This is a genomic window from Exiguobacterium sp. s133, assembly GCF_018618595.1.
GTDB lineage: Bacteria > Bacillota > Bacilli > Exiguobacteriales > Exiguobacteriaceae > Exiguobacterium_A > Exiguobacterium_A oxidotolerans.
This window is the reverse complement of the sequence record NZ_JACSMK010000015.1, coordinates 15,797-37,796: the sequence shown is the minus strand read 5'-3', so window position 1 is coordinate 37,796 and position 22,000 is coordinate 15,797. Positions and strand designations below refer to the sequence as shown.

Below are 22,000 nucleotides of genomic sequence, written 5' to 3'. Positions count from 1 at the left end.
ATTATGTGGGAGGATTTTCCGCACAACCACAAAGGAGGAACCTAAAATGGGTAAGAAGTACAAAGAAGCTGCTAAACTTATCGATCGTACGGTTTCATACGAACTCGCTGAAGCTGTAGACTTAACTAAAAAGTCTGCAACAGCGAAATTCGATGAAACGATCGAACTTGCTGTTCGTCTCGGAGTCGATCCGAAGAAAGCAGATCAACAAATCCGTGGAGCAGTCGTATTGCCACACGGTACTGGTAAAACACAACGCGTTCTCGTCTTCGCGAAAGGTGAGAAATTGAAAGAAGCGGAAGCTGCTGGAGCAGATTACGCTGGTGATTCTGAGTATATCGCTAAAATCCAAAAAGGATGGTTCGACTTCGATGTTATCGTTGCGACACCTGACATGATGGGTGAAGTTGGTAAACTCGGTCGTGTTCTCGGACCTAAAGGCCTCATGCCTAACCCGAAAACAGGAACTGTTACATTTGACGTCACAAAAGCAATCAACGATATCAAAGCTGGTAAAGTTGAGTACCGTGTCGACAAATCAGGTAACATCCACGTTCCTGTCGGTAAAAAATCATTCGATAACGAGAAGTTGGTTGAAAACATCACTACCGTTATGGAAACTCTCGTAAAAGTTAAGCCTGCTACTGCTAAAGGTGTTTACCTTAAAAACATCGCGATCGCTTCTACAATGGGTCCTGGTGTTAAAGTATCTTCAGCTGACTTCGCGAAATAATTTCGTCTAAAACGAACTTGACAACGTTCTAAGAACGCTGTTACAGTATAAAACGTTGATATATTCGACATACCGTAGACAGAAGGTGCTCATCGATTGAGCTTAAACCCTTCCGAGGTGTTCTTGCTCAGAGAGCCTGTTTGTTCAGGTATCCTTTTTGACGATTACGCCTCCTCTGCCCTGCAGAAGGAGGCTTTTTATTTGAAATCGAGCAGCCCCTCGCGCCGGTACAATTTATTTACCAGGAGGTGCAACAGAAATGGCAAACGAAAAAGTTATCGCTGTCAAAGCGGATCTCGTATCTGAGATCGCTGAGAAAATGCAAGCGAGCGCTGGAACAATCGTCGTCGACTACCGTGGTCTCACAGTAGACGAAGTCACTGAACTTCGTAAACAACTCCGCGAAGCGGGTGTTGAATTCAAAGTCTACAAAAACGGTCTCCTTCGCCGCGCAGCAGTTCAAAGCAACCTTGAAGGTCTTGACGAAGTATTCACTGGTCCTAGTGCGATCGCATTCAGCAATGAAGACGTTATCGCGCCAGCTAAGATCTTGAACAATTTCTCTAAAGAACACAAGGCTCTCGAACTTAAAGGTGGTATCATCGAAGGCAAAGTCACTTCAGTAGAAGATGTCAAAGCCCTTGCAGAACTTCCATCACGCGAAGGTCTCCTTTCAATGCTCCTCAGCGTGCTTCAAGCGCCAATCCGCGGTCTCGCGGTGGCAACGAACGCAATCGCAGAGCAAAAAGAAGAACAATCTGCTTAATGTCCGCTTAGCGGGATAGGCAAACACACAATTTTTCAAACCCCAACGTGGGCTAAATCAAAGGAGGAAAACCATAATGGCTTTCAACAAAGAGCAATTTATCGAAGACCTCAAGGGCATGACTGTTCTTGAACTTAACGAACTCGTAAAAACAATCGAAGAAGAATTCGGCGTATCAGCAGCAGCTCCAGTAGCAGCAGCAGGTGCAGGCGCAGCAGCAGCTGAAGAGCAAACTGAATTCGACGTAATCCTTACTAACGCAGGTTCTGGTAAAATCAACGTCATCAAAGCAGTTCGCGAATTGACAGGCCTCGGTCTTAAAGAAGCGAAAGCACTCGTTGACGGAACTCCGGCTCCAGTTAAAGAAGGCGTTTCGAAAGAAGACGCTGACGCAATCAAAGCTAAGCTTGAAGAAGCTGGCGCAAGCGTAGAAGTTAAGTAATTTTCTTCTTCCGCAGACAAAAGAAGCTCGCTTTGCGGGCTTCTTTTGTTTTCATCTTTAATCAAGAGAGGGGAAGGAAACATGGCAGACCATTATTACACGAATGATCCCTCCTCAAAACGAGATCCGAAATCATGGGAGTTCGTCTTACGCGGCGAAACGTTCCGCTTCACATCGGACCACGGTGTGTTCTCAAAAGGTGGCGTCGACTTTGGTTCGCGTCTATTGATTGAGGCATTCGTTGAGCCGGATGTACCGGGTGCGATTCTAGATGTCGGTTGCGGATATGGGCCGATGGGGATTTCACTGGCAAAAGCGACCGGGCGTGACGCGAAACTCGTTGATGTTAACGAACGGGCACTTGAACTAGCGGCTGAAAATGCACGTGCGAATGGTGTTTCCGTGACGACCGGTGTAAGTGACGGGTATGTTGGCGTAGGTGATGAGACATTTGCAGCGATCGTGACGAATCCACCGATTCGGGCAGGAAAAGCAGTTGTTCATCGGATTTTACGTGAAGCTTATGATCACCTCGTAGTAGGGGGCGCCCTCTGGGTCGTCATTCAGAAAAAACAAGGGGGACCATCAGCGAAGAAACTGATGGAAGAGGTCTTCGGTTCTTGCGAGACAGTAACCCGCGATAAAGGGTATTCAATATTTAAATCAATTCGGTCTTGACAAATCGGGTGATTTGTCGTTGACCTTGTGTTGTGTCTATGATAGTATTATAAAATGCCATTGGAGTGATTTTTGGATAAGCAGGTTGAAAGTAGCTGGCGTTCTCGACTACAGATGATTGAGTAGACAAGACGTCGCTTTTTTGCGCTTATCGGTCAAAAAATGGCTTCAATGTTCGATATTACACCCGTCCTTCTCTAGAAGAAGAAGTGGGTCTGAGAGGTGAATCAGTTGACTGGTCAACTTGTTCAGTACGGTCGTCACCGTCAGAGAAGAAGCTATGCACGTATCAGCGAAGTATTAGAACTTCCAAATCTAATTGAGATTCAAACGAATTCATACGAATGGTTCCTACGGGAAGGTCTTCGTGAGATGTTTCATGACATTTCGCCGATTTCCGACTTCACAGGAAATCTCGTATTAGAATTCATCGATTACTCGCTCGGTGAGCCGAAGTATTCGATTGATGAATCGAAAGAACGCGACGTGACCTATTCGGCACCACTGCGCGTTAAAGTCCGTCTTCAAAACAAAGAGACGGGTGAATTGAAGGAACAAGAAGTCTTCATGGGTGACTTCCCGCTTATGACGGAGTCGGGAACATTCATTATTAATGGTGCGGAACGAGTTATCGTTTCTCAGCTTGTTCGTTCGCCAAGTGTGTATTACAACAATAAGTTAGATAAGAACGGTAAACGTGGATTTTCGGCAACGGTCATCCCGAACCGTGGAGCATGGCTCGAACTTGAGACAGATGCGAAAGATATCGTATATGTCCGAATCGACCGCACGCGTAAGATTCCTGTAACGGTTCTTTTACGTGCTCTTGGTTTCGGTACGGATCAGGAAATCATCGATCTCCTTGGAGATGATGAGTACCTCCGGAATTCGCTTGAAAAAGATAATACAGAATCAACGGAAAAAGCCCTCATCGAAATCTATGAGCGTCTACGCCCGGGTGAGCCACCGACAGTTGAAAATGCGAAAGCACTTCTCGTGTCACGGTTCTTCGACCCGAAACGTTACGACTTGGCAAACGTTGGTCGCTATAAAATCAATAAGAAGCTTCATCTGAAGAATCGTCTGTTCGGACAAAAGCTTGCGGAAACGCTCGTTGACCCTGAAACAGGTGAAGTAATCGCAGAAGCTGGAACGGTTCTTGACCGTCGTATGCTCGACAAAGTCTTGCCATTCCTTGAAGGATCTGTCGGTTACATCGAAGCGACGCCAACTGGCGGCGTAACACAAGGCGAAGCCTTCAACTTACAGTCGATCAAGGTGTTCGCACCGGACGATGCTGAAGGTGAACGCATCATCAATATCATCGGTAACGGTAACATCGATCGTGACATCAAGCACATTACGCCTGCTGACATGATTGCTGCAATCAACTACTTCTTCAACTTGTTGCATGAAGTAGGAACAACAGACGATATCGACCACCTCGGTAACCGTCGTCTCCGTTCTGTCGGTGAATTGCTCCAAAACCAGTTCCGTATTGGTCTTTCACGTATGGAACGTGTCGTTAAGGAACGTATGTCGATTCAAGATCAGAATGCGATCACGCCACAGGCATTGATCAACATTCGTCCTGTTATCGCGTCAATTAAAGAGTTCTTCGGTAGCTCACAGTTATCACAGTTCATGGACCAAACAAACCCGCTCGCTGAGTTGACGCACAAACGTCGTCTATCTGCTCTCGGACCCGGTGGTTTGACACGTGAGCGTGCTGGCTTTGAAGTTCGAGATGTTCACTACTCGCATTATTCCCGTATGTGTCCAATCGAAACGCCAGAGGGACCAAACATCGGATTGATCAACTCACTGTCTTCGTTCGCGAAAGTCAATGAGTATGGTTTCATCGAAGCACCATACCGCCGTGTCAATCCGGAAACGGGTGTTGTCACGGATGAAATTCACTACATGACGGCAGACGAAGAAGATCTCTACGTCGTTGCGCAGGCAAACATGTTGTTGACGGAAGAGAAGACGTTCCAAGATACACACGTCCTCTCACGTTTCCGTGGACAAAACTTGTCTGTTGAGCCATCACGTGTCGATTACATGGATGTTTCTCCGAAACAGGTTGTTTCGGCAGCGACAGCATGTATTCCGTTCCTTGAGAACGATGACTCGAACCGTGCCCTCATGGGAGCGAACATGCAACGTCAGGCCGTACCACTTCTCGATCCAGAATCTCCGATTGTTGGAACTGGGATGGAGTACGTGTCTGCGAAAGACTCAGGAGCTGCCGTTGTTGCAAAACACTCGGGTATCGCTGAGCGCGTAACGGCTCGTGAAATCCTTGTCCGTCGTACGACGGAAGTCGATGGCAACATCGTTCAAGGTGAACTTGATCGTTATAAAATCCAAAAATTCATTCGTTCTAACCAAGGAACGTGCTATAACCAAAAACCAATCATCAAAGCAGGCGATCCTGTCGATAAAGGCGAGATTCTTGCAGATGGTCCATCAATGGACGGTGGGGAACTTGCGCTCGGTCGTAACGTACTCGTCGGTTTCATGACATGGGATGGTTACAACTACGAGGATGCCGTCATCATGAGCGAACGTCTTGTGAAAGATGATGTCTACACATCGATCCACATTGAGGAATACGAATGTGAATCACGCGATACAAAACTCGGACCGGAAGAAATCACTCGTGATATTCCGAACGTCGGTGACGACGCCCTGAAAAACCTCGACGACCGCGGAATCATTCGTGTCGGTGCTGAAGTAAAAGATGGGGATATCTTAGTCGGTAAAGTTACACCTAAGGGCGTAACGGAATTGACAGCTGAAGAACGTCTGTTACATGCGATCTTCGGTGAAAAAGCACGTGAAGTGCGTGATACATCACTCCGTGTACCACACGGCGGCGACGGTATCATCCTTGACGTCAAAATCTTCGATCGTGATAACGGCGACGAACTATCTCCTGGTGTCAACCAGTTGATCCGTGCGTACATCGTTCAAAAACGTAAGATTCACGAAGGAGATAAAATGGCAGGTCGTCACGGTAACAAAGGTGTTATCTCACGTATCTTGCCAGAAGAAGACATGCCGTACATGCCAGACGGCACACCAATCGACATCATGTTGAACCCACTTGGTGTACCATCACGGATGAACATCGGGCAGTTGCTCGAGCTTCACCTTGGTATGGCTGCACGCCAACTCGGAATCAAAGTCGCATCACCGGTATTTGATGGTGCACGTGAGGAAGATGTTTGGGCAACGATTGAAGAAGCCGGTATGGATCGCGACGCGAAGACTGTTCTTTATGACGGTCGTTCAGGTGAAGCGTTTGATAACCGCATCTCGGTCGGTGTCATGTATATGATTAAACTCGCCCACATGGTCGATGATAAGCTTCACGCACGTTCGACGGGTCCTTACTCACTCGTTACGCAACAGCCGCTCGGTGGTAAAGCCCAGTTCGGTGGACAGCGTTTCGGAGAGATGGAAGTTTGGGCACTTGAAGCATATGGTGCCGCGTATACACTCCAAGAGATCTTAACGATCAAATCGGATGATACGATCGGTCGTGTTAAAGCGTATGAAGCGATCGTTAAAGGCGAAAATGTACCGCAACCGGGCGTACCGGAATCGTTCCGAGTTCTCATTAAAGAACTTCAATCACTTGGTATGGACGTTAAGATGATGTCTGCTGAGGACGAAGAGATCGAAATGAAGGACGACGACGAGGACAACATCCCGAACGCGACTCCAGCACTCGAAGAAGTTCAAGCGCCTGTCGCACCAGTTGTTACTGAAGAGGAATAAGCGAAAGGGAGGTCCACCCCTTGGTAGATGTTAATAGATTTGAATATATGAAAATCGGCCTCGCTTCCCCCGAAAAGATCCGTTCGTGGTCTTTCGGGGAAGTGAAAAAGCCGGAGACGATCAACTATCGTACGCTCAAGCCAGAGAAAGACGGCTTGTTCTGTGAACGGATTTTTGGTCCAACGAAAGACTGGGAATGTTACTGTGGGAAATACAAACGAATCCGTTATAAAGGAATCATTTGTGACCGCTGTGGCGTTGAAGTCACGAAGTCGAAAGTCCGTCGTGAGCGCATGGGTCACATCGAGCTCGCAGCACCGGTTTCGCACATTTGGTACTTCAAAGGAATCCCAAGTCGTATGGGTCTTGTCTTAGATATGTCACCACGTGCGCTCGAAGAGATCATTTACTTCGCATCGTACGTCGTTACAGATCCGGGCGAATCGACACTCGAGAAAAAACAACTCCTTTCAGAAAAAGAATACCGTGCATACCGTGAGAAATTCGGTAGCTCATTCACAGCTGAAATGGGTGCGGAAGCAGTTCGTAAATTGCTCCGCGACGTTGAACTCGAAAAAGAAGTAGCTGGTTTACGTGAAGACCTTCGAATGATTCAAGGACAACGTCGTACACGTGCGATCAAACGTCTTGAAGTCTTAGATGCTTTCCGCAACTCAGGCAACAACCCGGAATGGATGGTTCTCGAAGTATTGCCAGTCATCCCGCCGGAACTTCGTCCGATGGTCCAGCTTGATGGTGGACGTTTCGCGACATCAGATTTAAACGATTTATACCGTCGTGTTATCAACCGTAACAACCGTCTCAAGCGTCTTCTTGACCTTGGCGCTCCGAACATCATCGTTCAGAATGAAAAACGGATGTTACAAGAAGCGGTTGATGCCTTGATCGATAATGGTCGTCGTGGCCGTCCGGTCACTGGACCAGGTAACCGTCCATTAAAATCTCTTTCACATATGTTGAAAGGGAAACAAGGACGTTTCCGTCAAAACTTACTCGGTAAACGTGTCGACTACTCTGGTCGTTCGGTTATCGTCGTTGGTCCAAACTTGAAGATGTATCAATGTGGTCTTCCAAAAGAAATGGCCCTTGAGCTCTTCAAACCGTTTGTTATGAAAGAACTCGTCTCACGTGGTATCGCACCAAACATTAAGAGTGCGAAACGTAAAATCGAACGCGTTCAACCTGAAATCTGGGATGTACTTGAAGAAGTCATCCGCGAGCATCCGGTTCTCTTGAACCGTGCACCGACACTTCACCGTCTCGGTATTCAGGCGTTCGAACCAACACTTGTCGAGGGTCGCGCGATTCGCCTACACCCACTCGTATGTACGGCTTACAACGCCGATTTTGATGGTGACCAAATGGCGGTCCACGTACCACTTTCTGCAGAAGCACAAGCAGAAGCACGTCTTCTCATGCTCGCTGCACAAAACATCTTGAACCCGAAAGACGGTAAGCCTGTTGTTACACCATCGCAGGATATGGTCCTCGGTAACTATTACCTCACACTCGAACGCGAAAACGCGATCGGTGAAGGTAAAATCTTCTCGACTGTGAATGAAGCACTCATCGCCTACCAAAACGGGTATGTTCACTTCCATTCACGTGTTGCGATTCCTGCCGGCGTTCTTAAGAACCCGACGTTTACAGAATCACAAAACGAGAAATTATTGGTTACGACTGTCGGTAAGTTGATCTTCAACGAGATCCTCCCAACGACTTTCCCATACTTGAATGAGCCAACAATGAGTAACTTACAGGAAGCAACGCCTGAGAAGTACTTCCTTGAAAATGGAACGGATGTTGCTGCTGAAATCAAGAACCGTCCAATCATTGAGCCATTCAAAAAAGGATTCCTTGGAAATGTCATCGCGGAAGTCTTCAAACGTTTCGAAACGACGGAGACGAGCCGTATGCTCGACCGCATGAAAAACCTTGGTTTCAAACACTCGACACGTGCCGGTATCACGGTTGGTATCTCGGATATCATCGTACTTCCGGACAAACAGGAAATCCTGGTCGAAGCACAAGATAACGTGGATCGCGTTATGAAATCGTACCGCCGTGGTCTCATCACGGAAGACGAGCGCTATGAGCGTGTCGTCAAGTCGTGGAACGACGCGAAGGATGAAATTCAGTCTCGTCTGATGAAATCCCTCAACCGTCTAAACCCGATCTTCATGATGAGTGACTCTGGTGCCCGTGGTAACGCGTCAAACTTTACGCAGCTTGCAGGGATGCGTGGACTCATGGCCGCTCCAAGTGGACGGATCATCGAGCTCCCGATCAAATCTTCGTTCCGTGAGGGTCTGACGGTTCAGGAATACTTCATCTCGACGCACGGTGCGCGTAAAGGTCTTGCCGATACAGCCTTGAAAACTGCCGATTCAGGTTACCTGACTCGTCGTCTCGTTGATGTAGCGCAAGATGTTATCATTCGTGAAGATGATTGTGGAACGGATCGTGGTATCCGTGTCATGGCTCTTCGCGAAGGAACGGAAGAAATCGAAAGTCTTTACGACCGACTCGTCGGACGTACGGCATTCGAAAAAGTCGTTCACCCGGAAACGGGAGAAGTTCTTGTTTCTGTTAACGAACTCATCGACGAAGATATCGCGCGTACAATTACGGACGCTGGTATCGACAACGTTGAAATTCGTACTGCCTTCACTTGTAACACGAGTCATGGTGTCTGTAAGAAATGTTACGGACGTAACCTTGCAACGGGTAACGATGTTGAAGTCGGTGAAGCAGTCGGAATCATTGCGGCACAATCAATCGGTGAGCCAGGAACGCAGCTTACAATGCGTACCTTCCACACAGGTGGGGTTGCCGGAGATGATATCACGCAAGGTCTTCCACGTATCCAAGAGTTGTTCGAGGCCCGTAACCCGAAAGGTCAAGCGGTCATCTCGGAAATCGACGGACAAGTCATCGACTTTACAGAGTCGCGTGACAAACGTGAATTGACGATTCAAGGTCTGAGCGAAACACGCACATACACGATTCCATTCGGATCGCGTCTACGTGTTCAACTCGGTGAAGAAGTCATTGCCGGTCAAGTGTTCACAGAAGGATCGATTGATCCGAAAGAACTCTTAAACGTTAAAGGTGTATCTGGTGTTCAGAACTACCTTCTTCAGGAAGTTCAAAAAGTATACCGGATGCAAGGAGTTGAAATCGGTGACAAGCACGTCGAGGTCATGGTTCGTCAAATGATCCGCCGCGTTCGCGTCATCGAGTCAGGTGAGACAACACTTCTCCCTGGTTCACTCGTTGATATCAGTACCTTTAAAGAAGCATGTAAAGAAGCGCTCCGTGCAGGAAAAGCACTCGCTTCCGCTAAACCAGTTCTCCTTGGTATTACAAAAGCATCGCTTGAGACAGACTCGTTCCTATCAGCTGCTTCGTTCCAGGAAACTACTCGTGTCCTTACGGATGCAGCAATCAAAGGGAAGAGCGACTACCTTCGCGGCTTGAAAGAGAACGTTATTATCGGTAAACTAGTTCCAGCTGGTACAGGAATGACACGTTACCGTCAAATCGGACTCGAAGTAGCTGGTGAAGCACCTGTAGAAGCAGATTCTCCTGTAGAATAAAACGCCTTGACACGTCGGTATGGCGGTGCTACTATGATATAGTGTTGCCAACCGGCCGTGTTATTTTGGAGGATATCTTCATGTCTTACAAAAAAGTAGTCGGCGCAGATTTGAAGTTTGTCGGTCAAAAGCAAACGCTCAAAGCATTGCGATCTGGCAAGGCGTCGGAAGTGATCATCGCGGATGACGCAGATGAACACGTAAAACAAGCATTGCTCGATGCGGCGAAACAAGCTAACGTTCCGGTTGTGAACGTGCCTTCTAAGCTTGAGCTTGGTAAGGTTTGTGGAATCGATGTCGCGGCAACTGCTGTTGCCATTAAGAAAGTTTGATAATACGTTTTGTGTGGCGATGGAATGCCTGAGCCACGCAAAACGTTTCATTATGACTTTCGATGAACCACCCGGCTCGGTGGTTTTGAAACTTGTCATGAATTCAGGAAGGGAGGATCTCAAAGATGCCTACTATCAATCAATTGGTCCGTAAAGGACGTCAATCAAAAGTTGTGAAATCAGATTCGCCAGCGCTGAACAAAGGGTACAACAGCTTCATTAAAGCTCGTACTGACATCAGCTCACCACAAAAACGTGGTGTTTGTACTCGTGTAGGTACAATGACTCCGAAGAAACCGAACTCGGCTCTTCGTAAGTACGCACGTGTACGCTTGACGAACACAATGGAAGTAACAGCTTACATCCCAGGTATCGGCCACAACTTGCAAGAACACAGTGTTGTTCTTATTCGCGGAGGCCGCGTAAAAGACTTACCAGGGGTACGTTATCACATCGTTCGTGGTGCACTTGATACAGCTGGAGTTGACGGCCGTATGCAAGGTCGCTCGAAATATGGTACTAAACGTCCAAAAGCAGCAAAAAAATAATCTAGATATCTGAAGATATCACCTCACTATATGAAAGGAGGGACTCGGAATGCCACGTAAAGGTCAAGCAGAACGTCGTGATGTAATGGCTGATCCGATCTACAACTCTAAACTCGTTACCCGCCTTATCAACCGTCTTATGTTAGATGGTAAAAAAGGTACTGCTCAACAAATCTTATACAAAGCTTTCGAAACTATCGCTGAACGTTCAGGTCGCGATGCAATGGAAGTTTTTGAAGAGGCGATGAACAACATCATGCCAGTTCTTGAAGTAAAAGCACGCCGTGTAGGTGGAGCTAACTATCAAGTTCCTGTCGAAGTCCGCCCTGAGCGCCGTACGACACTCGCACTTCGTTACCTCGTGAACTACTCACGTCTCCGTAACGAGAAAACTATGGATGCTCGTCTTGCTAATGAAATCATGGACGCTGCAAACAACACTGGTGCTTCTGTTAAGAAGCGCGAAGATATGCACAAAATGGCGGAAGCGAACAAAGCGTTTGCTCACTACCGCTGGTAAATCCGGAAATAACCACCTCATCTATGCCATTTTATATGGAAATATGAGGTGGCTTTCGGGTATAGTCATGACGTGTGGCAACACACGGACACTAAATTAAAATGCGAAAGGAGAATGTTTAAAGATGGCAAGAGAATTCTCCCTTAAGAACACCCGTAATATCGGGATCATGGCCCACATCGATGCTGGTAAAACAACAACGACTGAGCGGATCCTCTATTACACGGGTCGTATCCACAAAATTGGTGAAACGCACGAAGGTGCTTCACAAATGGACTGGATGGAGCAAGAGCAAGAACGTGGAATCACGATTACATCGGCAGCAACAACTGCACAATGGAAAGGTAACCGCGTAAACATCATCGATACTCCTGGACACGTAGACTTCACTGTTGAAGTTGAACGTTCACTCCGTGTACTTGATGGTGCGGTTGCAGTACTTGATGCTCAGTCTGGTGTTGAGCCACAAACTGAGACAGTATGGCGCCAAGCTACAACTTACGGCGTACCACGTATCGTTTTCGTAAACAAAATGGATAAAATCGGTGCAGACTTCCTGTACTCGGTCGGAACGCTCCGCGATCGCCTTCAAGCGAACGCACACGCAATCCAAATTCCAATCGGCGCTGAAGATGAATTCAAAGGAATCATCGACCTCGTTGAAAAGAAAACGTACATGTATGGTAACGACATCGGTACTGATATCGAAGTAACGGATGGTTTCCCTGCAGAATTCGCAGACGAAGCTGAAGAACTTCGTGCATCATTAATCGAAGCAGTTGCGGATTACGAAGAAGAAATGATGATGAAATACCTCGAGGGCGAGGAAATTTCAATCGAAGAGTTAAAAGCGGGTATCCGTAAAGCGACTCTTACAGTTGATTTCTACCCTGTACTCGTTGGTTCGGCATTCAAGAACAAAGGTGTCCAGCTTATGCTTGACGCAGTCCTTGACTACCTCCCATCACCAGTCGACGTAAAAGCAATCACAGGAATTAACATGGATACAGATGAAGAGATCGTTCGTGAGTCTACTGACGAAGCGCCATTCTCTGCACTTGCATTCAAAGTTATGACTGACCCGTATGTTGGTAAATTAACGTTCTTCCGTGTGTACTCTGGTACAGCTTCGGCAGGATCATACGTTAAGAACTCAACAAAAGGTAAACGTGAGCGTCTTGGACGTATCCTTCAAATGCACGCGAACAGCCGTGAGGAGATCCCAATGGTCTTCGCTGGTGACATCGCTGCAGCTGTAGGTCTTAAAGATACGACTACTGGTGATACGCTTTGTTCTGAGAAAGACAACGTCGTTCTCGAATCAATGACATTCCCAGAACCAGTTATCTCGGTCGCAATCGAACCAAAAACGAAAGCCGACCAAGATAAAATGGGTCAAGCACTTGCTAAGCTTGCTGAAGAGGATCCAACGTTCCGCACTGAAACAAACCCAGAGACTGGTCAAACGATCATCTCAGGTATGGGTGAGCTTCACCTCGACATCATCGTTGACCGTATGCGTCGCGAGTTCAAAGTCGAAGCTAACGTTGGTGCTCCACAAGTAGCTTACCGTGAAACGATTCGCCAAGCGGCGAAAATCGATTCTAAGTTCGCTCGTCAATCAGGTGGTCGTGGTCAGTATGGTCACGTCGTCGTAGAATTCGAGCCGAACGAAGAAGGTGCTGGCTTCGAGTTCAACAACAAAATCGTCGGTGGTGTTGTTCCGCGTGAATACATCCCAGCGGTTGAAAACGGAATCGAAGAAGCACTTCAAAACGGTATCCTTGCTGGTTATCCAGTAGTTGACGTTAAAGCAGCACTCGTTTTCGGTTCATACCACGATGTCGACTCAAACGAGATGGCATTTAAAATCGCGGCTTCAATGGCAGTCAAACAACTTAAAGATAAGAGCGGCGCTGTTATCCTTGAGCCAATGATGAAAGTTGAAATCGTCATCCCAGACGAATACATGGGAGACATCATGGGTGACGTTACGTCACGCCGTGGACGCGTTGAAGGTATGGAAGCTCGTGGGAACGCACAAGTCGTTCGCTCGATGATTCCACTTTCGGAAATGTTCGGATATGCAACAGGACTTCGTTCGCGCACACAAGGTCGCGGTACGTACTCAATGCACTTCGATCACTACGAAGAAGTACCGAAATCAGTTGCTGAAGAAATCATCAAAAAATCAAACGGCTAATCCTTCACAGGTTGTCACGATTATTTGATTAGTGTAAGCTAAGGAAGGTGTACGTTATTCGACGATTCACCTTCCTAGTTATAAAAAATTATTAGACACATAGAGGAGGAATTCAGAATGGGTAAAGAAAAATTCGACCGTTCTAAACCGCACGTTAACGTTGGTACAATTGGCCACGTCGACCACGGTAAAACAACTTTAACAGCAGCTATCTCAGCTGTACTTGCAAAATCACAAGGTAAAGCTGCAACTAAGTTTGACCAAATCGATGGTGCTCCAGAAGAGCGCGAGCGCGGTATCACTATCGCAACAGCTCACATCGAGTACGAAACAGAAAAACGCCACTATGCACACGTTGACTGCCCAGGTCACGCTGACTATGTTAAAAACATGATCACTGGTGCTGCACAAATGGACGGCGCGATCCTCGTTGTTTCTGCAACTGACGGTCCAATGCCACAAACACGTGAGCACATTTTGCTTTCACGTCAAGTAGGTGTTCCTTTCATCGTAGTATTCATGAACAAAGTCGACATGGTTGACGACGAAGAGCTTCTTGAACTCGTTGAAATGGAAATCCGCGAACTTCTTTCTGAGTATGACTTCCCAGGCGATGACCTCCCAGTTATCCAAGGATCTGCTCTCGGCGCGCTTAACGGCGAAGCTAAATGGGAAGAAAAAATCATGGAACTCATGACAGCTGTTGATGAGTACATCCCTGAGCCAACTCGCGACACTGAAAAAGACTTCATGATGCCAGTTGAGGATGTTTTCTCAATCACTGGTCGTGGTACAGTAGCTACTGGCCGCGTTGAGCGTGGAGTTCTTAAAGTCAACGACGAGATCGAAATCGTTGGTCTTCACGAAGAAACTAAAAAATCAGTATGTACTGGTGTAGAGATGTTCCGTAAGCTTCTTGACTATGCTGAAGCTGGCGACAACATCGGAGCTCTTCTTCGTGGTGTATCACGTGACGACATCGAGCGTGGACAAGTTCTCGCGAAACCAAACACAATCACACCGCACAAAACTTTCAAAGCGCAAGTTTACATCCTTTCAAAAGAAGAGGGTGGCCGTCACACGCCATTCTTCGGTAACTACCGTCCACAGTTCTACTTCCGTACAACTGACGTAACTGGTATGTGCCAACTTCCTGAAGGTACTGAAATGGTTATGCCTGGGGACAACATCGAATTGACTGTTGAACTCATCGCACCAATCGCTCTTGAAAAAGAAACTCGTTTCTCAATCCGTGAAGGTGGCCGTACAGTAGGCGCTGGATCAGTTACAGAAATCGTTGAGTAATTTTTAAGCAAAAAGGTCTTCCGTCTCCCGTGACGGAAGACCTTTTTTTGTTTTCTGAAAAACAGTCTTGCAACATGGTCAGACATCTTATATACTGAGGAAAGTGTTTGTGCGAGTGGTGAGAGACTTGAAAACAAGTTCTAATTTATTTTGCTTGCATTCTTGCTTGGAATTAAGTAAACTAGAATATGTTGGTCACAAACACAACGCGATGAAGCGGGAGGTTATGACACACCAGGCGGCATTGCCATGGCTAGTGTGGAAATTTCCGCGGAGAATGTCTATTTACGAAATAGGCGAAAAGGAGGGAAACAACATGGCAAATGAAAAAATTCGGATCCGTTTGAAAGCATACGATCACCGCGTGCTTGATCAATCGGCTGAGAAAATTGTCGACACAGCAAAACGTTCTGGTGCTACTGTATCTGGACCGATCCCACTCCCAACGGAGAAAGCGATCTACACAGTACTTCGTGCCGTTCACAAGTACAAAGATGCTCGTGAGCAGTTCGAAATGCGTACACACAAACGTTTGATCGACATCGTTAACCCAACACCGAAAACAGTTGATGCGCTTATGCGTCTTGAACTTCCATCGGGCGTTGACATTGAAATCAAACTTTAATTTTTCTTCTATAAATAGTTGATACTAGCCAGAAGATCAAAATCATTCAATATTAGGAGGTGTATCTCATGGCTAAAGGAATCTTAGGAACTAAACTCGGTATGACACAAATCTTCAACGAGTCAGGCGAAGTAGTACCAGTTACTGTCGTTTCAGTAGAAGGTAACGTTGTTCTTCAATTGAAGACAATGGAAGTGGACGGTTACGAAGCAGTCCAACTCGGCTTTGGTGATATCAAAGAAGGTCGTCAAAACAAACCGCAAAAAGGTCACGCTGCGAAAGCAAGTGCGACACCTAAGCGCTTCATTAAAGAAATCCGTACATCTGTAACAGATTTCGAAATCGGTCAAGAGATTAAAGCAGATACTTTCGCTGCAGGCGAAATGGTTGATGTAACAGGTACGTCGAAAGGTAAAGGTTTCGCTGGAGCAATCAAGCGTCACAACCAATCACGTGGTCCAATGGCTCACGGTTCGCGTTACCACCGTCGCCCAGGTTCAATGGGTCCTGTCGCTCCAAACCGTGTATTCAAAGGGAAATTGCTCCCAGGACGCATGGGTGGAGAACAAATCACTGTTCAAAACCTTGAAATCGTAAAAGTTGATGTAGAACGTGGCTTACTCCTCGTCAAGGGTGCTATCCCAGGCGCACGTAAGAGCCAAGTTGTCGTCAAAACTGCGGTTAAAGGCAACTAATCCGTTTGCAAGGAAAGGAGGAATAACGAATGCCTAAAGTAGCTTTGCTTAACCAAACAGGTACACAAGTTGGAGATATTGAGCTCGCAGATGCCGTTTTCGGAATCGAGCCAAACGAAGCAGTCGTATACGATGCAATCGTCATGCAACAAGCTTCACGTCGCCAAGGTACACATGATACAAAAGGTCGCTCGGAAGTTCGCGGTGGCGGCCGTAAACCATGGAAACAAAAAGGTACTGGTCGTGCACGCCAAGGTTCGATCCGTTCGCCACAATGGGTTGGCGGTGGAACAGTCTTCGGTCCAACACCACGTTCGTACGCTTATAAACTTCCTAAAAAGGTTCGTCGTCTCGCATTACGTTCAGCACTTTCTTCGAAAGTCGCTAACAACGAGTTCATCGTTCTTGAAGGTTTGACAATCGATGCTCCGAAAACAAAAGATATGATTTCGGTCTTCGCTGCTCTTTCAATCGAACGTAAAGTTCTTGTCGTTACTGCTGATTACAACGAGACAGTCGTTCTTTCAACACGCAACATTCCTGGTGTCACAGTCGTTGACGCTGCTGGAGTAAACGTCCTTGATCTTGTCGGACACGACAAAGTCATCTTCACGAAGGATGCAGTTGCGAGAGTAGAGGAGGTGCTTGCATAATGGCACATACACACGACATTATCAAACGTCCTGTAATTACTGAACGCTCAGTGAACCAAATGGCTGAGAAAAAGTACACGTTCGAAGTAGACGTGAAGGCATCTAAGACTCAAATCAAAGATGCTGTTGAAGCGATCTTCGGCGTTAAAGTTGAAAAAATCAACACACTTATCTCAAAACCAAAAGCAAAACGCGTAGGTCGTCACGCTGGTTACACAGCACGCCGCAAAAAAGCGGTCGTCACGCTTACTGCAGATAGCAAAGAACTCGATTACCTCGGTTAATCGGTACTCTGTAGAAAAGGAGGGAACTCTCGATGGGAATTAAAAAGTTTAAACCGACCACTAACGGTCGTCGTAACATGACTGCACTCGACTTTGCTGAAATTACGGCTTCACGTCCTGAAAAATCGTTAACTGAAAAGCTTTCGAAAAAGGGCGGACGTAACAACCAAGGTCGCTTGACAGTACGTCACCAAGGTGGCGGACACAAACGTAAATACCGTATCATCGACTTCAAACGTAACAAGGATGGCATCGCTGGCCGTATCGCTACAATCGAGTACGATCCGAACCGCTCTGCAAACATCGCTCTTGTACACTACATCGATGGTGAAAAACGCTACATCCTCGCACCTAAAGGATTGAAAGTTGACATGCAAATCATGTCAGGAGCAGAAGCTGACATTAAAGTCGGTAACGCTCTTCCACTTGTAAACATCCCAGTTGGTACGTTGATCCACAACATCGAACTTAAGCCTGGTAAAGGTGGTCAGTTGGTACGTTCAGCTGGTACTTCTGCTCAGCTTCTCGGTAAAGATGGTAAATACGCGATTGTTCGTCTTCAATCAGGCGAAACACGTATGATCCTTGCTACTTGCCGTGCTACAATCGGCGCTGTCGGTAATGAAGAGCATGAGCTCGTCAATATCGGTAAAGCTGGTCGTTCACGCTGGCTCGGAAAACGTCCTACAGTTCGTGGTTCTGTAATGAACCCAGTTGATCACCCACACGGTGGTGGTGAAGGACGTGCTCCAATCGGTCGTTCGGGCCCACTTACTCCTTGGGGTAAACCGGCACTCGGATACAAAACTCGTAAGAAAAACAAAGCGAGCGATAAATACATCGTCCGCCGTTCTAAAAAATAATTACGTGATTTCTGAACGGTTCGTAGGAACCGTTCCTGAATCATGCCAAAGGGAGGTACAACTATGGGTCGCAGCTTGAAAAAAGGTCCATTTGCAGATCACCATTTGCTCGCTAAGGTTGATAAAGCCAACGAAGCTGGTGACAAGCATGTTATCAAAACTTGGTCACGCCGCTCGACAATCTTCCCAGAGTTCATCGGTCACACGATCGCTGTCTACGATGGTCGTAAACACGTACCGGTTTACGTGACAGAAGATATGGTCGGTCACAAACTTGGTGAATTCGCGCCAACTCGTTCTTATAAAGGACATGCTGGTAACGATAAGAAGACGAAACGTTAATCTGAGGGGAGGTACTCATTATGCAATCAAAAGCATCGGCTAATATGGTTCGCATTGCTCCTCGTAAGGCACGTCTCGTAGTAGACTTAATCCGCGGGAAGCAAATCGGCGAAGCTCTTTCGATTCTTGCTTACACGAACAAGGCAGCAACGCCAATCGTTGAAAAAGCATTGAAATCGGCAATCGCGAACGCTGAGCACAACTTCGACATGAACATCGAAAACCTCGTAGTAACAGAGGCTTACGTCAACGAAGGTCCAACGCTCAAACGTTTCCGCCCACGTGCAATGGGTCGCGCAAGCCGTATCAACAAACGTACGAGCCACGTTCACATCGTGGTATCTGAAAAATAAGGAGGGATTACCGTGGGTCAGAAGATTAACCCAACTGGTCTTCGCGTAGGTATCATCAAAGACTGGGAATCACGTTGGTTCGCAGATAAAGACTATGCTGATCTCCTTCATGAAGACTACGTAGTTCGTGAATATATCGAAAAACGTCTTAAAGACGCTAGTGTTTCTAAAATTGAAATCGAGCGCGCTGCAAACCGCTTGAACATTTCACTTCACACTGCTAAACCTGGTATGGTTATCGGTAAAGGCGGTTCTGAAATCGAAACACTTCGTACAGACATCACTAACCTTGCAAAAGGCAAACGCGTTCACGTTAACGTCGTTGAAGTGAAAAACCCGGATGCAGTTGCTAAACTTGTCGCTGAAAACATCGCTCGCCAACTTGAAGGCCGCGTATCTTTCCGTCGTGCAATGAAGCAATCAATCCAACGTTCTATGCGTTCAGGTATCAAAGGAATCAAGACTGAAGTTTCTGGTCGTCTTGGTGGCGCTGATATCGCTCGTTCAGAGAAGTATTCAGAAGGAACAGTTCCACTTCATACACTCCGTGCAGACATCGATTACGGTACTGCTGAAGCTGATACAACTTACGGCAAAATTGGCGTAAAAGTATGGCTCCACCACGGTGAAGTGCTTCCTACTAAAAAAGCAGCATCTAACGAACAATAATCCACATCCGTCTAGGGAAGGAGGCAACACAACATGTTGTTACCAAAACGTGTAAAATATCGTCGTGTTCACCGCGGCAACATGCGTGGTAAAGCGAAACGTGGTACTACAGTACACTTCGGCGAGTTCGGTATCCAAGCTCAAGAAGCTAGCTGGATCACTAGCCGTCAAATCGAATCAGCGCGTATCGCGATGACTCGTTATATGAAACGTGGTGGTAAAGTGTGGATCAAGATTTTCCCACATAAACCATACACTAAAAAACCTCTTGAAGTCCGAATGGGTTCAGGTAAAGGTGCTCCGGAGGGCTGGGTTGCAGTCGTTAAACCGGGGAAAGTAATGTTCGAAATCGCAGGAGTATCGGAAGAGATCGCACGCGAAGCTCTCCGTCTTGCATCACACAAACTTCCAGTAAAATGTAAGTTCGTAAAACGTGAAGAAAATGGTGGTGATACGAATGAAAGCAACTGATCTCCGTCAGCAAACTACAGAAGAGCTCAACGGTAAAGTCGGTTCGTGGAAAGAAGAGTTGTTCAACCTTCGTTTCCAACTCGCGACTGGTCAGCTTGAGAACCCTGCTCGTATCCGTGAAGTGCGCAAGTCGATTGCACGCGCGAAAACCGTTCTTCGTGAACGCGAACTCGGCATCAACAACGCATAATTCACTCGGATTCTGAGAGGAGGAACACTCAATGGAACGCACTAACAACCGCAAAGTATTAACTGGACGCGTCGTATCTGACAAAATGGATAAAACGATCGTTGTTTCAGTTGAGACTAAAGTAAAGCACAAGCTCTACGGCAAACGCGTAAACTACTCTAAGAAGTATAAAACGCATGATGAAAGCAACACAGCTAAAATCGGTGATGTTGTACGCATTCAAGAAACACGTCCACTTTCTAAGGACAAACGTTTCCGTCTCGTAGAAGTCGTCGAAAAAGCAGTAATCATCTAAACTCTAATTAGTTCGGATGAATAAACATCCGGAGGGAGGTACAATCGTATGATTCAACAAGAATCTCGCTTGAAAGTAGCAGACAACTCAGGAGCTCGTGAAGTCTTGACGATCAAAGTCCTCGGTGGATCTGGTCGCAAAACTGCTAACATCGGTGACGTAATTGTTTGCACAGTTAAACAAGCAACACCAGGTGGCGTTGTCAAAAAAGGTGAAGTTGTACGCGCAGTAGTCGTTCGTACTAAACGTGGCGTTCGTCGTAAAGACGGTTCGTACATCCGTTTTGACGAAAATGCAGCAGTCATCATCAAAGATGATAAAAGCCCACGTGGCACACGTATCTTCGGACCAGTCGCACGCGAACTTCGTGAAAAAGACTTCATGAAGATCGTCTCGTTGGCACCGGAAGTACTTTAATTCCAAAGAATTCCTACAAGGAGGTGCTCTAACGATGCATGTCAAAAAAGGTGATAAAGTTCAGGTTATGACTGGTAAAGATAAAGGCAAACAAGGCGTTATTCTTACTGCTATGCCTAAAAAAGATCGCGTTATCGTCGAAGGCGTTAACATGATCAAAAAACACACAAAACCTTCTCAACTTAACCCGCAAGGCGGAATTGTCGAGAAAGAAGCACCGATTCACGTATCGAACGTTATGCTCATCGACCCTAAGACAGGAACTCCAACACGCGTTGGTTTCACTGTGGTTGACGGCAAGAAAGTACGTATCGCTAAAAAATCGGGCGAAGCTTTAGATAAATAAGAAGATTTAAAGAAAGGAGGTCCACTTTCTGATGAACCGTTTAAAAGCTAAATACCAAGACGAAATCGTCAAAGTAATGATGGAGAAATTCAACTATACTTCTGTAATGCAAGCGCCGAAAGTCGATAAGATCGTAATCAACATGGGTGTTGGTGACGCTGTTACGAACACGAAAGCACTTGACATGGCAGTAGAAGAGCTTCAGCTCCTCACTGGTCAGAAGCCACTCATCACGAAAGCTAAGAAATCAATCGCTGGTTTCAAACTTCGTGAAGGTATGCCAATCGGTGCGAAGGTTACACTTCGCGGAGAGCGCATGTTCGAATTCCTCGACAAGTTGATCAACGTGTCACTTCCACGTGTACGTGACTTCCGTGGTGTATCGAAGAAATCATTCGATGGCCGTGGTAACTACACGCTAGGCGTGAAGGAACAATTGATCTTCCCAGAGATCGACTACGATCGCGTATCTAAAGTCCGTGGTATGGACATCGTTATCGTAACTACTGCTAATACGGATGAAGAGTCTCGTGAGCTTCTCACAGCACTCGGCATGCCATTCCAAAAATAAGGGAGGCCGCACACATGGCTAAGAAATCAATGATCGCACGTGAAGTAAAACGCCAAGCACTCGTAGAGCGCTACGCTGAACAACGCGCAGAATTGAAAGCACAAGGCGACTACATCGGCTTGAGCAAACTCCCACGTAACTCTTCAGCGGTTCGTTTACACAACCGTTGCAGTATCACTGGCCGTCCACACGGTTACATTGGTAAATTCGGTATCAGCCGTATTAAGTTCCGTGATCTTGCTCATAAAGGTCAAATCCCTGGTGTTAAAAAAGCAAGCTGGTAATTCATT

At 46.7% G+C, this 22,000-nt stretch carries 26 protein-coding genes and 1 other annotated feature; all 26 genes read left to right on the top strand.

The features are described from left to right. Window positions 1-46 precede the first annotated feature (46 nt). Window positions 47-733, top strand: a complete 687-nt coding sequence (gene rplA, locus KNP96_RS15765) for a 50S ribosomal protein L1 (protein WP_029332250.1) — start codon at window positions 47-49, stop codon at window positions 731-733. Window positions 734-787: 54 nt separating this feature from the next. Beyond that, window positions 788-942 (top strand) — a sequence feature (ribosomal protein L10 leader region). 50 nt (window positions 943-992) lie between these two features. Then, the gene (gene rplJ, locus KNP96_RS15760; RefSeq protein WP_029332251.1) at window positions 993-1,499 is read left to right on the top strand and encodes a 50S ribosomal protein L10; all 507 of its coding nucleotides are present in this window, start codon (window positions 993-995) and stop codon (window positions 1,497-1,499) included. Between the two features lie 76 nt (window positions 1,500-1,575). Next, window positions 1,576-1,941, top strand: a complete 366-nt coding sequence (gene rplL / locus KNP96_RS15755; protein ID WP_214767887.1) for a 50S ribosomal protein L7/L12 — start codon at window positions 1,576-1,578, stop codon at window positions 1,939-1,941. A gap of 81 nt (window positions 1,942-2,022) precedes the next feature. After that, window positions 2,023-2,619 carry a class I SAM-dependent methyltransferase gene (locus KNP96_RS15750; RefSeq protein WP_088836004.1) on the top strand — a complete coding sequence of 199 codons (597 nt, stop codon included), beginning with the start codon at window positions 2,023-2,025 and terminating at the stop codon, window positions 2,617-2,619. A gap of 231 nt (window positions 2,620-2,850) precedes the next feature. Beyond that, the gene (rpoB, locus tag KNP96_RS15745) at window positions 2,851-6,408 is read left to right on the top strand and encodes a DNA-directed RNA polymerase subunit beta (protein ID WP_088838389.1); all 3,558 of its coding nucleotides are present in this window, start codon (window positions 2,851-2,853) and stop codon (window positions 6,406-6,408) included. Window positions 6,409-6,428: 20 nt separating this feature from the next. Continuing rightward, window positions 6,429-10,028: a DNA-directed RNA polymerase subunit beta' gene (gene rpoC / locus KNP96_RS15740; RefSeq protein ID WP_088836005.1), complete on the top strand. Its 3,600-nt coding sequence runs from the start codon at window positions 6,429-6,431 to the stop codon at window positions 10,026-10,028. Between the two features lie 80 nt (window positions 10,029-10,108). Then, window positions 10,109-10,360 (top strand): ribosomal L7Ae/L30e/S12e/Gadd45 family protein, encoded by a 252-nt coding sequence (locus tag KNP96_RS15735; protein ID WP_088836006.1) that lies wholly within the window; start codon window positions 10,109-10,111, stop codon window positions 10,358-10,360. 125 nt (window positions 10,361-10,485) lie between these two features. Then, the gene (rpsL, locus tag KNP96_RS15730) at window positions 10,486-10,908 is read left to right on the top strand and encodes a 30S ribosomal protein S12 (RefSeq protein WP_012369004.1); all 423 of its coding nucleotides are present in this window, start codon (window positions 10,486-10,488) and stop codon (window positions 10,906-10,908) included. A 49-nt stretch (window positions 10,909-10,957) separates the two neighbouring features. After that, window positions 10,958-11,428 (top strand): 30S ribosomal protein S7, encoded by a 471-nt coding sequence (rpsG, locus tag KNP96_RS15725; RefSeq protein WP_023466623.1) that lies wholly within the window; start codon window positions 10,958-10,960, stop codon window positions 11,426-11,428. A 124-nt stretch (window positions 11,429-11,552) separates the two neighbouring features. After that, window positions 11,553-13,631, top strand: coding sequence for an elongation factor G (gene fusA, locus KNP96_RS15720; protein WP_029332256.1), 2,079 nt, complete (start codon window positions 11,553-11,555; stop codon window positions 13,629-13,631). Window positions 13,632-13,748: 117 nt separating this feature from the next. Next, window positions 13,749-14,936 (top strand): elongation factor Tu, encoded by a 1,188-nt coding sequence (tuf, locus tag KNP96_RS15715; protein WP_088836007.1) that lies wholly within the window; start codon window positions 13,749-13,751, stop codon window positions 14,934-14,936. A 316-nt stretch (window positions 14,937-15,252) separates the two neighbouring features. After that, the gene (gene rpsJ, locus KNP96_RS15710) at window positions 15,253-15,561 is read left to right on the top strand and encodes a 30S ribosomal protein S10 (protein WP_029332258.1); all 309 of its coding nucleotides are present in this window, start codon (window positions 15,253-15,255) and stop codon (window positions 15,559-15,561) included. Between the two features lie 68 nt (window positions 15,562-15,629). Further along, window positions 15,630-16,256 (top strand): 50S ribosomal protein L3, encoded by a 627-nt coding sequence (gene rplC, locus KNP96_RS15705; protein WP_029332259.1) that lies wholly within the window; start codon window positions 15,630-15,632, stop codon window positions 16,254-16,256. 29 nt (window positions 16,257-16,285) lie between these two features. After that, window positions 16,286-16,909 (top strand): 50S ribosomal protein L4, encoded by a 624-nt coding sequence (gene rplD, locus KNP96_RS15700; RefSeq protein ID WP_029332260.1) that lies wholly within the window; start codon window positions 16,286-16,288, stop codon window positions 16,907-16,909. Further along, on the top strand, window positions 16,909-17,193 hold the full coding sequence (gene rplW, locus KNP96_RS15695; protein WP_029332261.1) for a 50S ribosomal protein L23: 285 nt from the start codon (window positions 16,909-16,911) through the stop codon (window positions 17,191-17,193). Before rplD ends, rplW begins: the two co-directional genes overlap by 1 nt. 32 nt (window positions 17,194-17,225) lie before the next feature. Further along, entirely contained in the window at window positions 17,226-18,056 is an 831-nt protein-coding gene (rplB, locus tag KNP96_RS15690; protein ID WP_029332262.1) for a 50S ribosomal protein L2, read from the top strand. Window positions 18,057-18,119: 63 nt separating this feature from the next. After that, window positions 18,120-18,398 (top strand): 30S ribosomal protein S19, encoded by a 279-nt coding sequence (gene rpsS / locus KNP96_RS15685; RefSeq protein WP_012369013.1) that lies wholly within the window; start codon window positions 18,120-18,122, stop codon window positions 18,396-18,398. A gap of 20 nt (window positions 18,399-18,418) precedes the next feature. After that, on the top strand, window positions 18,419-18,751 hold the full coding sequence (rplV, locus tag KNP96_RS15680; protein WP_029332264.1) for a 50S ribosomal protein L22: 333 nt from the start codon (window positions 18,419-18,421) through the stop codon (window positions 18,749-18,751). Between the two features lie 12 nt (window positions 18,752-18,763). Continuing rightward, window positions 18,764-19,420: a 30S ribosomal protein S3 gene (rpsC, locus tag KNP96_RS15675; protein ID WP_026834299.1), complete on the top strand. Its 657-nt coding sequence runs from the start codon at window positions 18,764-18,766 to the stop codon at window positions 19,418-19,420. Window positions 19,421-19,453: 33 nt separating this feature from the next. After that, entirely contained in the window at window positions 19,454-19,891 is a 438-nt protein-coding gene (rplP, locus tag KNP96_RS15670) for a 50S ribosomal protein L16 (protein WP_012369016.1), read from the top strand. Next, on the top strand, window positions 19,878-20,081 hold the full coding sequence (gene rpmC, locus KNP96_RS15665; protein WP_012369017.1) for a 50S ribosomal protein L29: 204 nt from the start codon (window positions 19,878-19,880) through the stop codon (window positions 20,079-20,081). Before rplP ends, rpmC begins: the two co-directional genes overlap by 14 nt. 31 nt (window positions 20,082-20,112) lie before the next feature. Then, window positions 20,113-20,376 carry a 30S ribosomal protein S17 gene (gene rpsQ, locus KNP96_RS15660; RefSeq protein ID WP_014969155.1) on the top strand — a complete coding sequence of 88 codons (264 nt, stop codon included), beginning with the start codon at window positions 20,113-20,115 and terminating at the stop codon, window positions 20,374-20,376. A gap of 48 nt (window positions 20,377-20,424) precedes the next feature. Beyond that, a complete protein-coding gene (gene rplN, locus KNP96_RS15655; protein ID WP_012369019.1) occupies window positions 20,425-20,793 on the top strand; it encodes a 50S ribosomal protein L14 in 369 nt (122 codons plus the stop codon). A gap of 34 nt (window positions 20,794-20,827) precedes the next feature. Then, a complete protein-coding gene (gene rplX, locus KNP96_RS15650) occupies window positions 20,828-21,139 on the top strand; it encodes a 50S ribosomal protein L24 (RefSeq protein ID WP_029332265.1) in 312 nt (103 codons plus the stop codon). A gap of 31 nt (window positions 21,140-21,170) precedes the next feature. Then, on the top strand, window positions 21,171-21,710 hold the full coding sequence (gene rplE / locus KNP96_RS15645) for a 50S ribosomal protein L5 (RefSeq protein WP_029332266.1): 540 nt from the start codon (window positions 21,171-21,173) through the stop codon (window positions 21,708-21,710). Between the two features lie 14 nt (window positions 21,711-21,724). Continuing rightward, window positions 21,725-21,994 carry a 30S ribosomal protein S14 gene (gene rpsN / locus KNP96_RS15640; protein WP_012369022.1) on the top strand — a complete coding sequence of 90 codons (270 nt, stop codon included), beginning with the start codon at window positions 21,725-21,727 and terminating at the stop codon, window positions 21,992-21,994. The last annotated feature ends 6 nt before the right edge of the window (window positions 21,995-22,000 follow it).

Bases quoted from the DNA above. Each gene is read 5' to 3' on its own strand.
- rplW (WP_029332261.1), top strand. From the start codon at position 16,909: ATGGCACATACACACGACATTATCAAACGTCCTGTAATTACTGAACGC.
- rplN (WP_012369019.1), top strand. From the start codon at position 20,425: ATGATTCAACAAGAATCTCGCTTGAAAGTAGCAGACAACTCAGGAGCT.
- tuf (WP_088836007.1), top strand. From the start codon at position 13,749: ATGGGTAAAGAAAAATTCGACCGTTCTAAACCGCACGTTAACGTTGGT.
- rpsS (WP_012369013.1), top strand. From the start codon at position 18,120: ATGGGTCGCAGCTTGAAAAAAGGTCCATTTGCAGATCACCATTTGCTC.
- KNP96_RS15750 (WP_088836004.1), top strand. From the start codon at position 2,023: ATGGCAGACCATTATTACACGAATGATCCCTCCTCAAAACGAGATCCG.
- rpsJ (WP_029332258.1), top strand. From the start codon at position 15,253: ATGGCAAATGAAAAAATTCGGATCCGTTTGAAAGCATACGATCACCGC.
- rpsN (WP_012369022.1), top strand. From the start codon at position 21,725: ATGGCTAAGAAATCAATGATCGCACGTGAAGTAAAACGCCAAGCACTC.
- rplJ (WP_029332251.1), top strand. From the start codon at position 993: ATGGCAAACGAAAAAGTTATCGCTGTCAAAGCGGATCTCGTATCTGAG.
- rplV (WP_029332264.1), top strand. From the start codon at position 18,419: ATGCAATCAAAAGCATCGGCTAATATGGTTCGCATTGCTCCTCGTAAG.
- rplB (WP_029332262.1), top strand. From the start codon at position 17,226: ATGGGAATTAAAAAGTTTAAACCGACCACTAACGGTCGTCGTAACATG.
- rplP (WP_012369016.1), top strand. From the start codon at position 19,454: ATGTTGTTACCAAAACGTGTAAAATATCGTCGTGTTCACCGCGGCAAC.
- rplX (WP_029332265.1), top strand. From the start codon at position 20,828: ATGCATGTCAAAAAAGGTGATAAAGTTCAGGTTATGACTGGTAAAGAT.
- rpmC (WP_012369017.1), top strand. From the start codon at position 19,878: ATGAAAGCAACTGATCTCCGTCAGCAAACTACAGAAGAGCTCAACGGT.
- fusA (WP_029332256.1), top strand. From the start codon at position 11,553: ATGGCAAGAGAATTCTCCCTTAAGAACACCCGTAATATCGGGATCATG.
- rplC (WP_029332259.1), top strand. From the start codon at position 15,630: ATGGCTAAAGGAATCTTAGGAACTAAACTCGGTATGACACAAATCTTC.
- rpsG (WP_023466623.1), top strand. From the start codon at position 10,958: ATGCCACGTAAAGGTCAAGCAGAACGTCGTGATGTAATGGCTGATCCG.
- rplD (WP_029332260.1), top strand. From the start codon at position 16,286: ATGCCTAAAGTAGCTTTGCTTAACCAAACAGGTACACAAGTTGGAGAT.
- KNP96_RS15735 (WP_088836006.1), top strand. From the start codon at position 10,109: ATGTCTTACAAAAAAGTAGTCGGCGCAGATTTGAAGTTTGTCGGTCAA.
- rplE (WP_029332266.1), top strand. From the start codon at position 21,171: ATGAACCGTTTAAAAGCTAAATACCAAGACGAAATCGTCAAAGTAATG.
- rplA (WP_029332250.1), top strand. From the start codon at position 47: ATGGGTAAGAAGTACAAAGAAGCTGCTAAACTTATCGATCGTACGGTT.
- rpsL (WP_012369004.1), top strand. From the start codon at position 10,486: ATGCCTACTATCAATCAATTGGTCCGTAAAGGACGTCAATCAAAAGTT.
- rpsQ (WP_014969155.1), top strand. From the start codon at position 20,113: ATGGAACGCACTAACAACCGCAAAGTATTAACTGGACGCGTCGTATCT.
- rplL (WP_214767887.1), top strand. From the start codon at position 1,576: ATGGCTTTCAACAAAGAGCAATTTATCGAAGACCTCAAGGGCATGACT.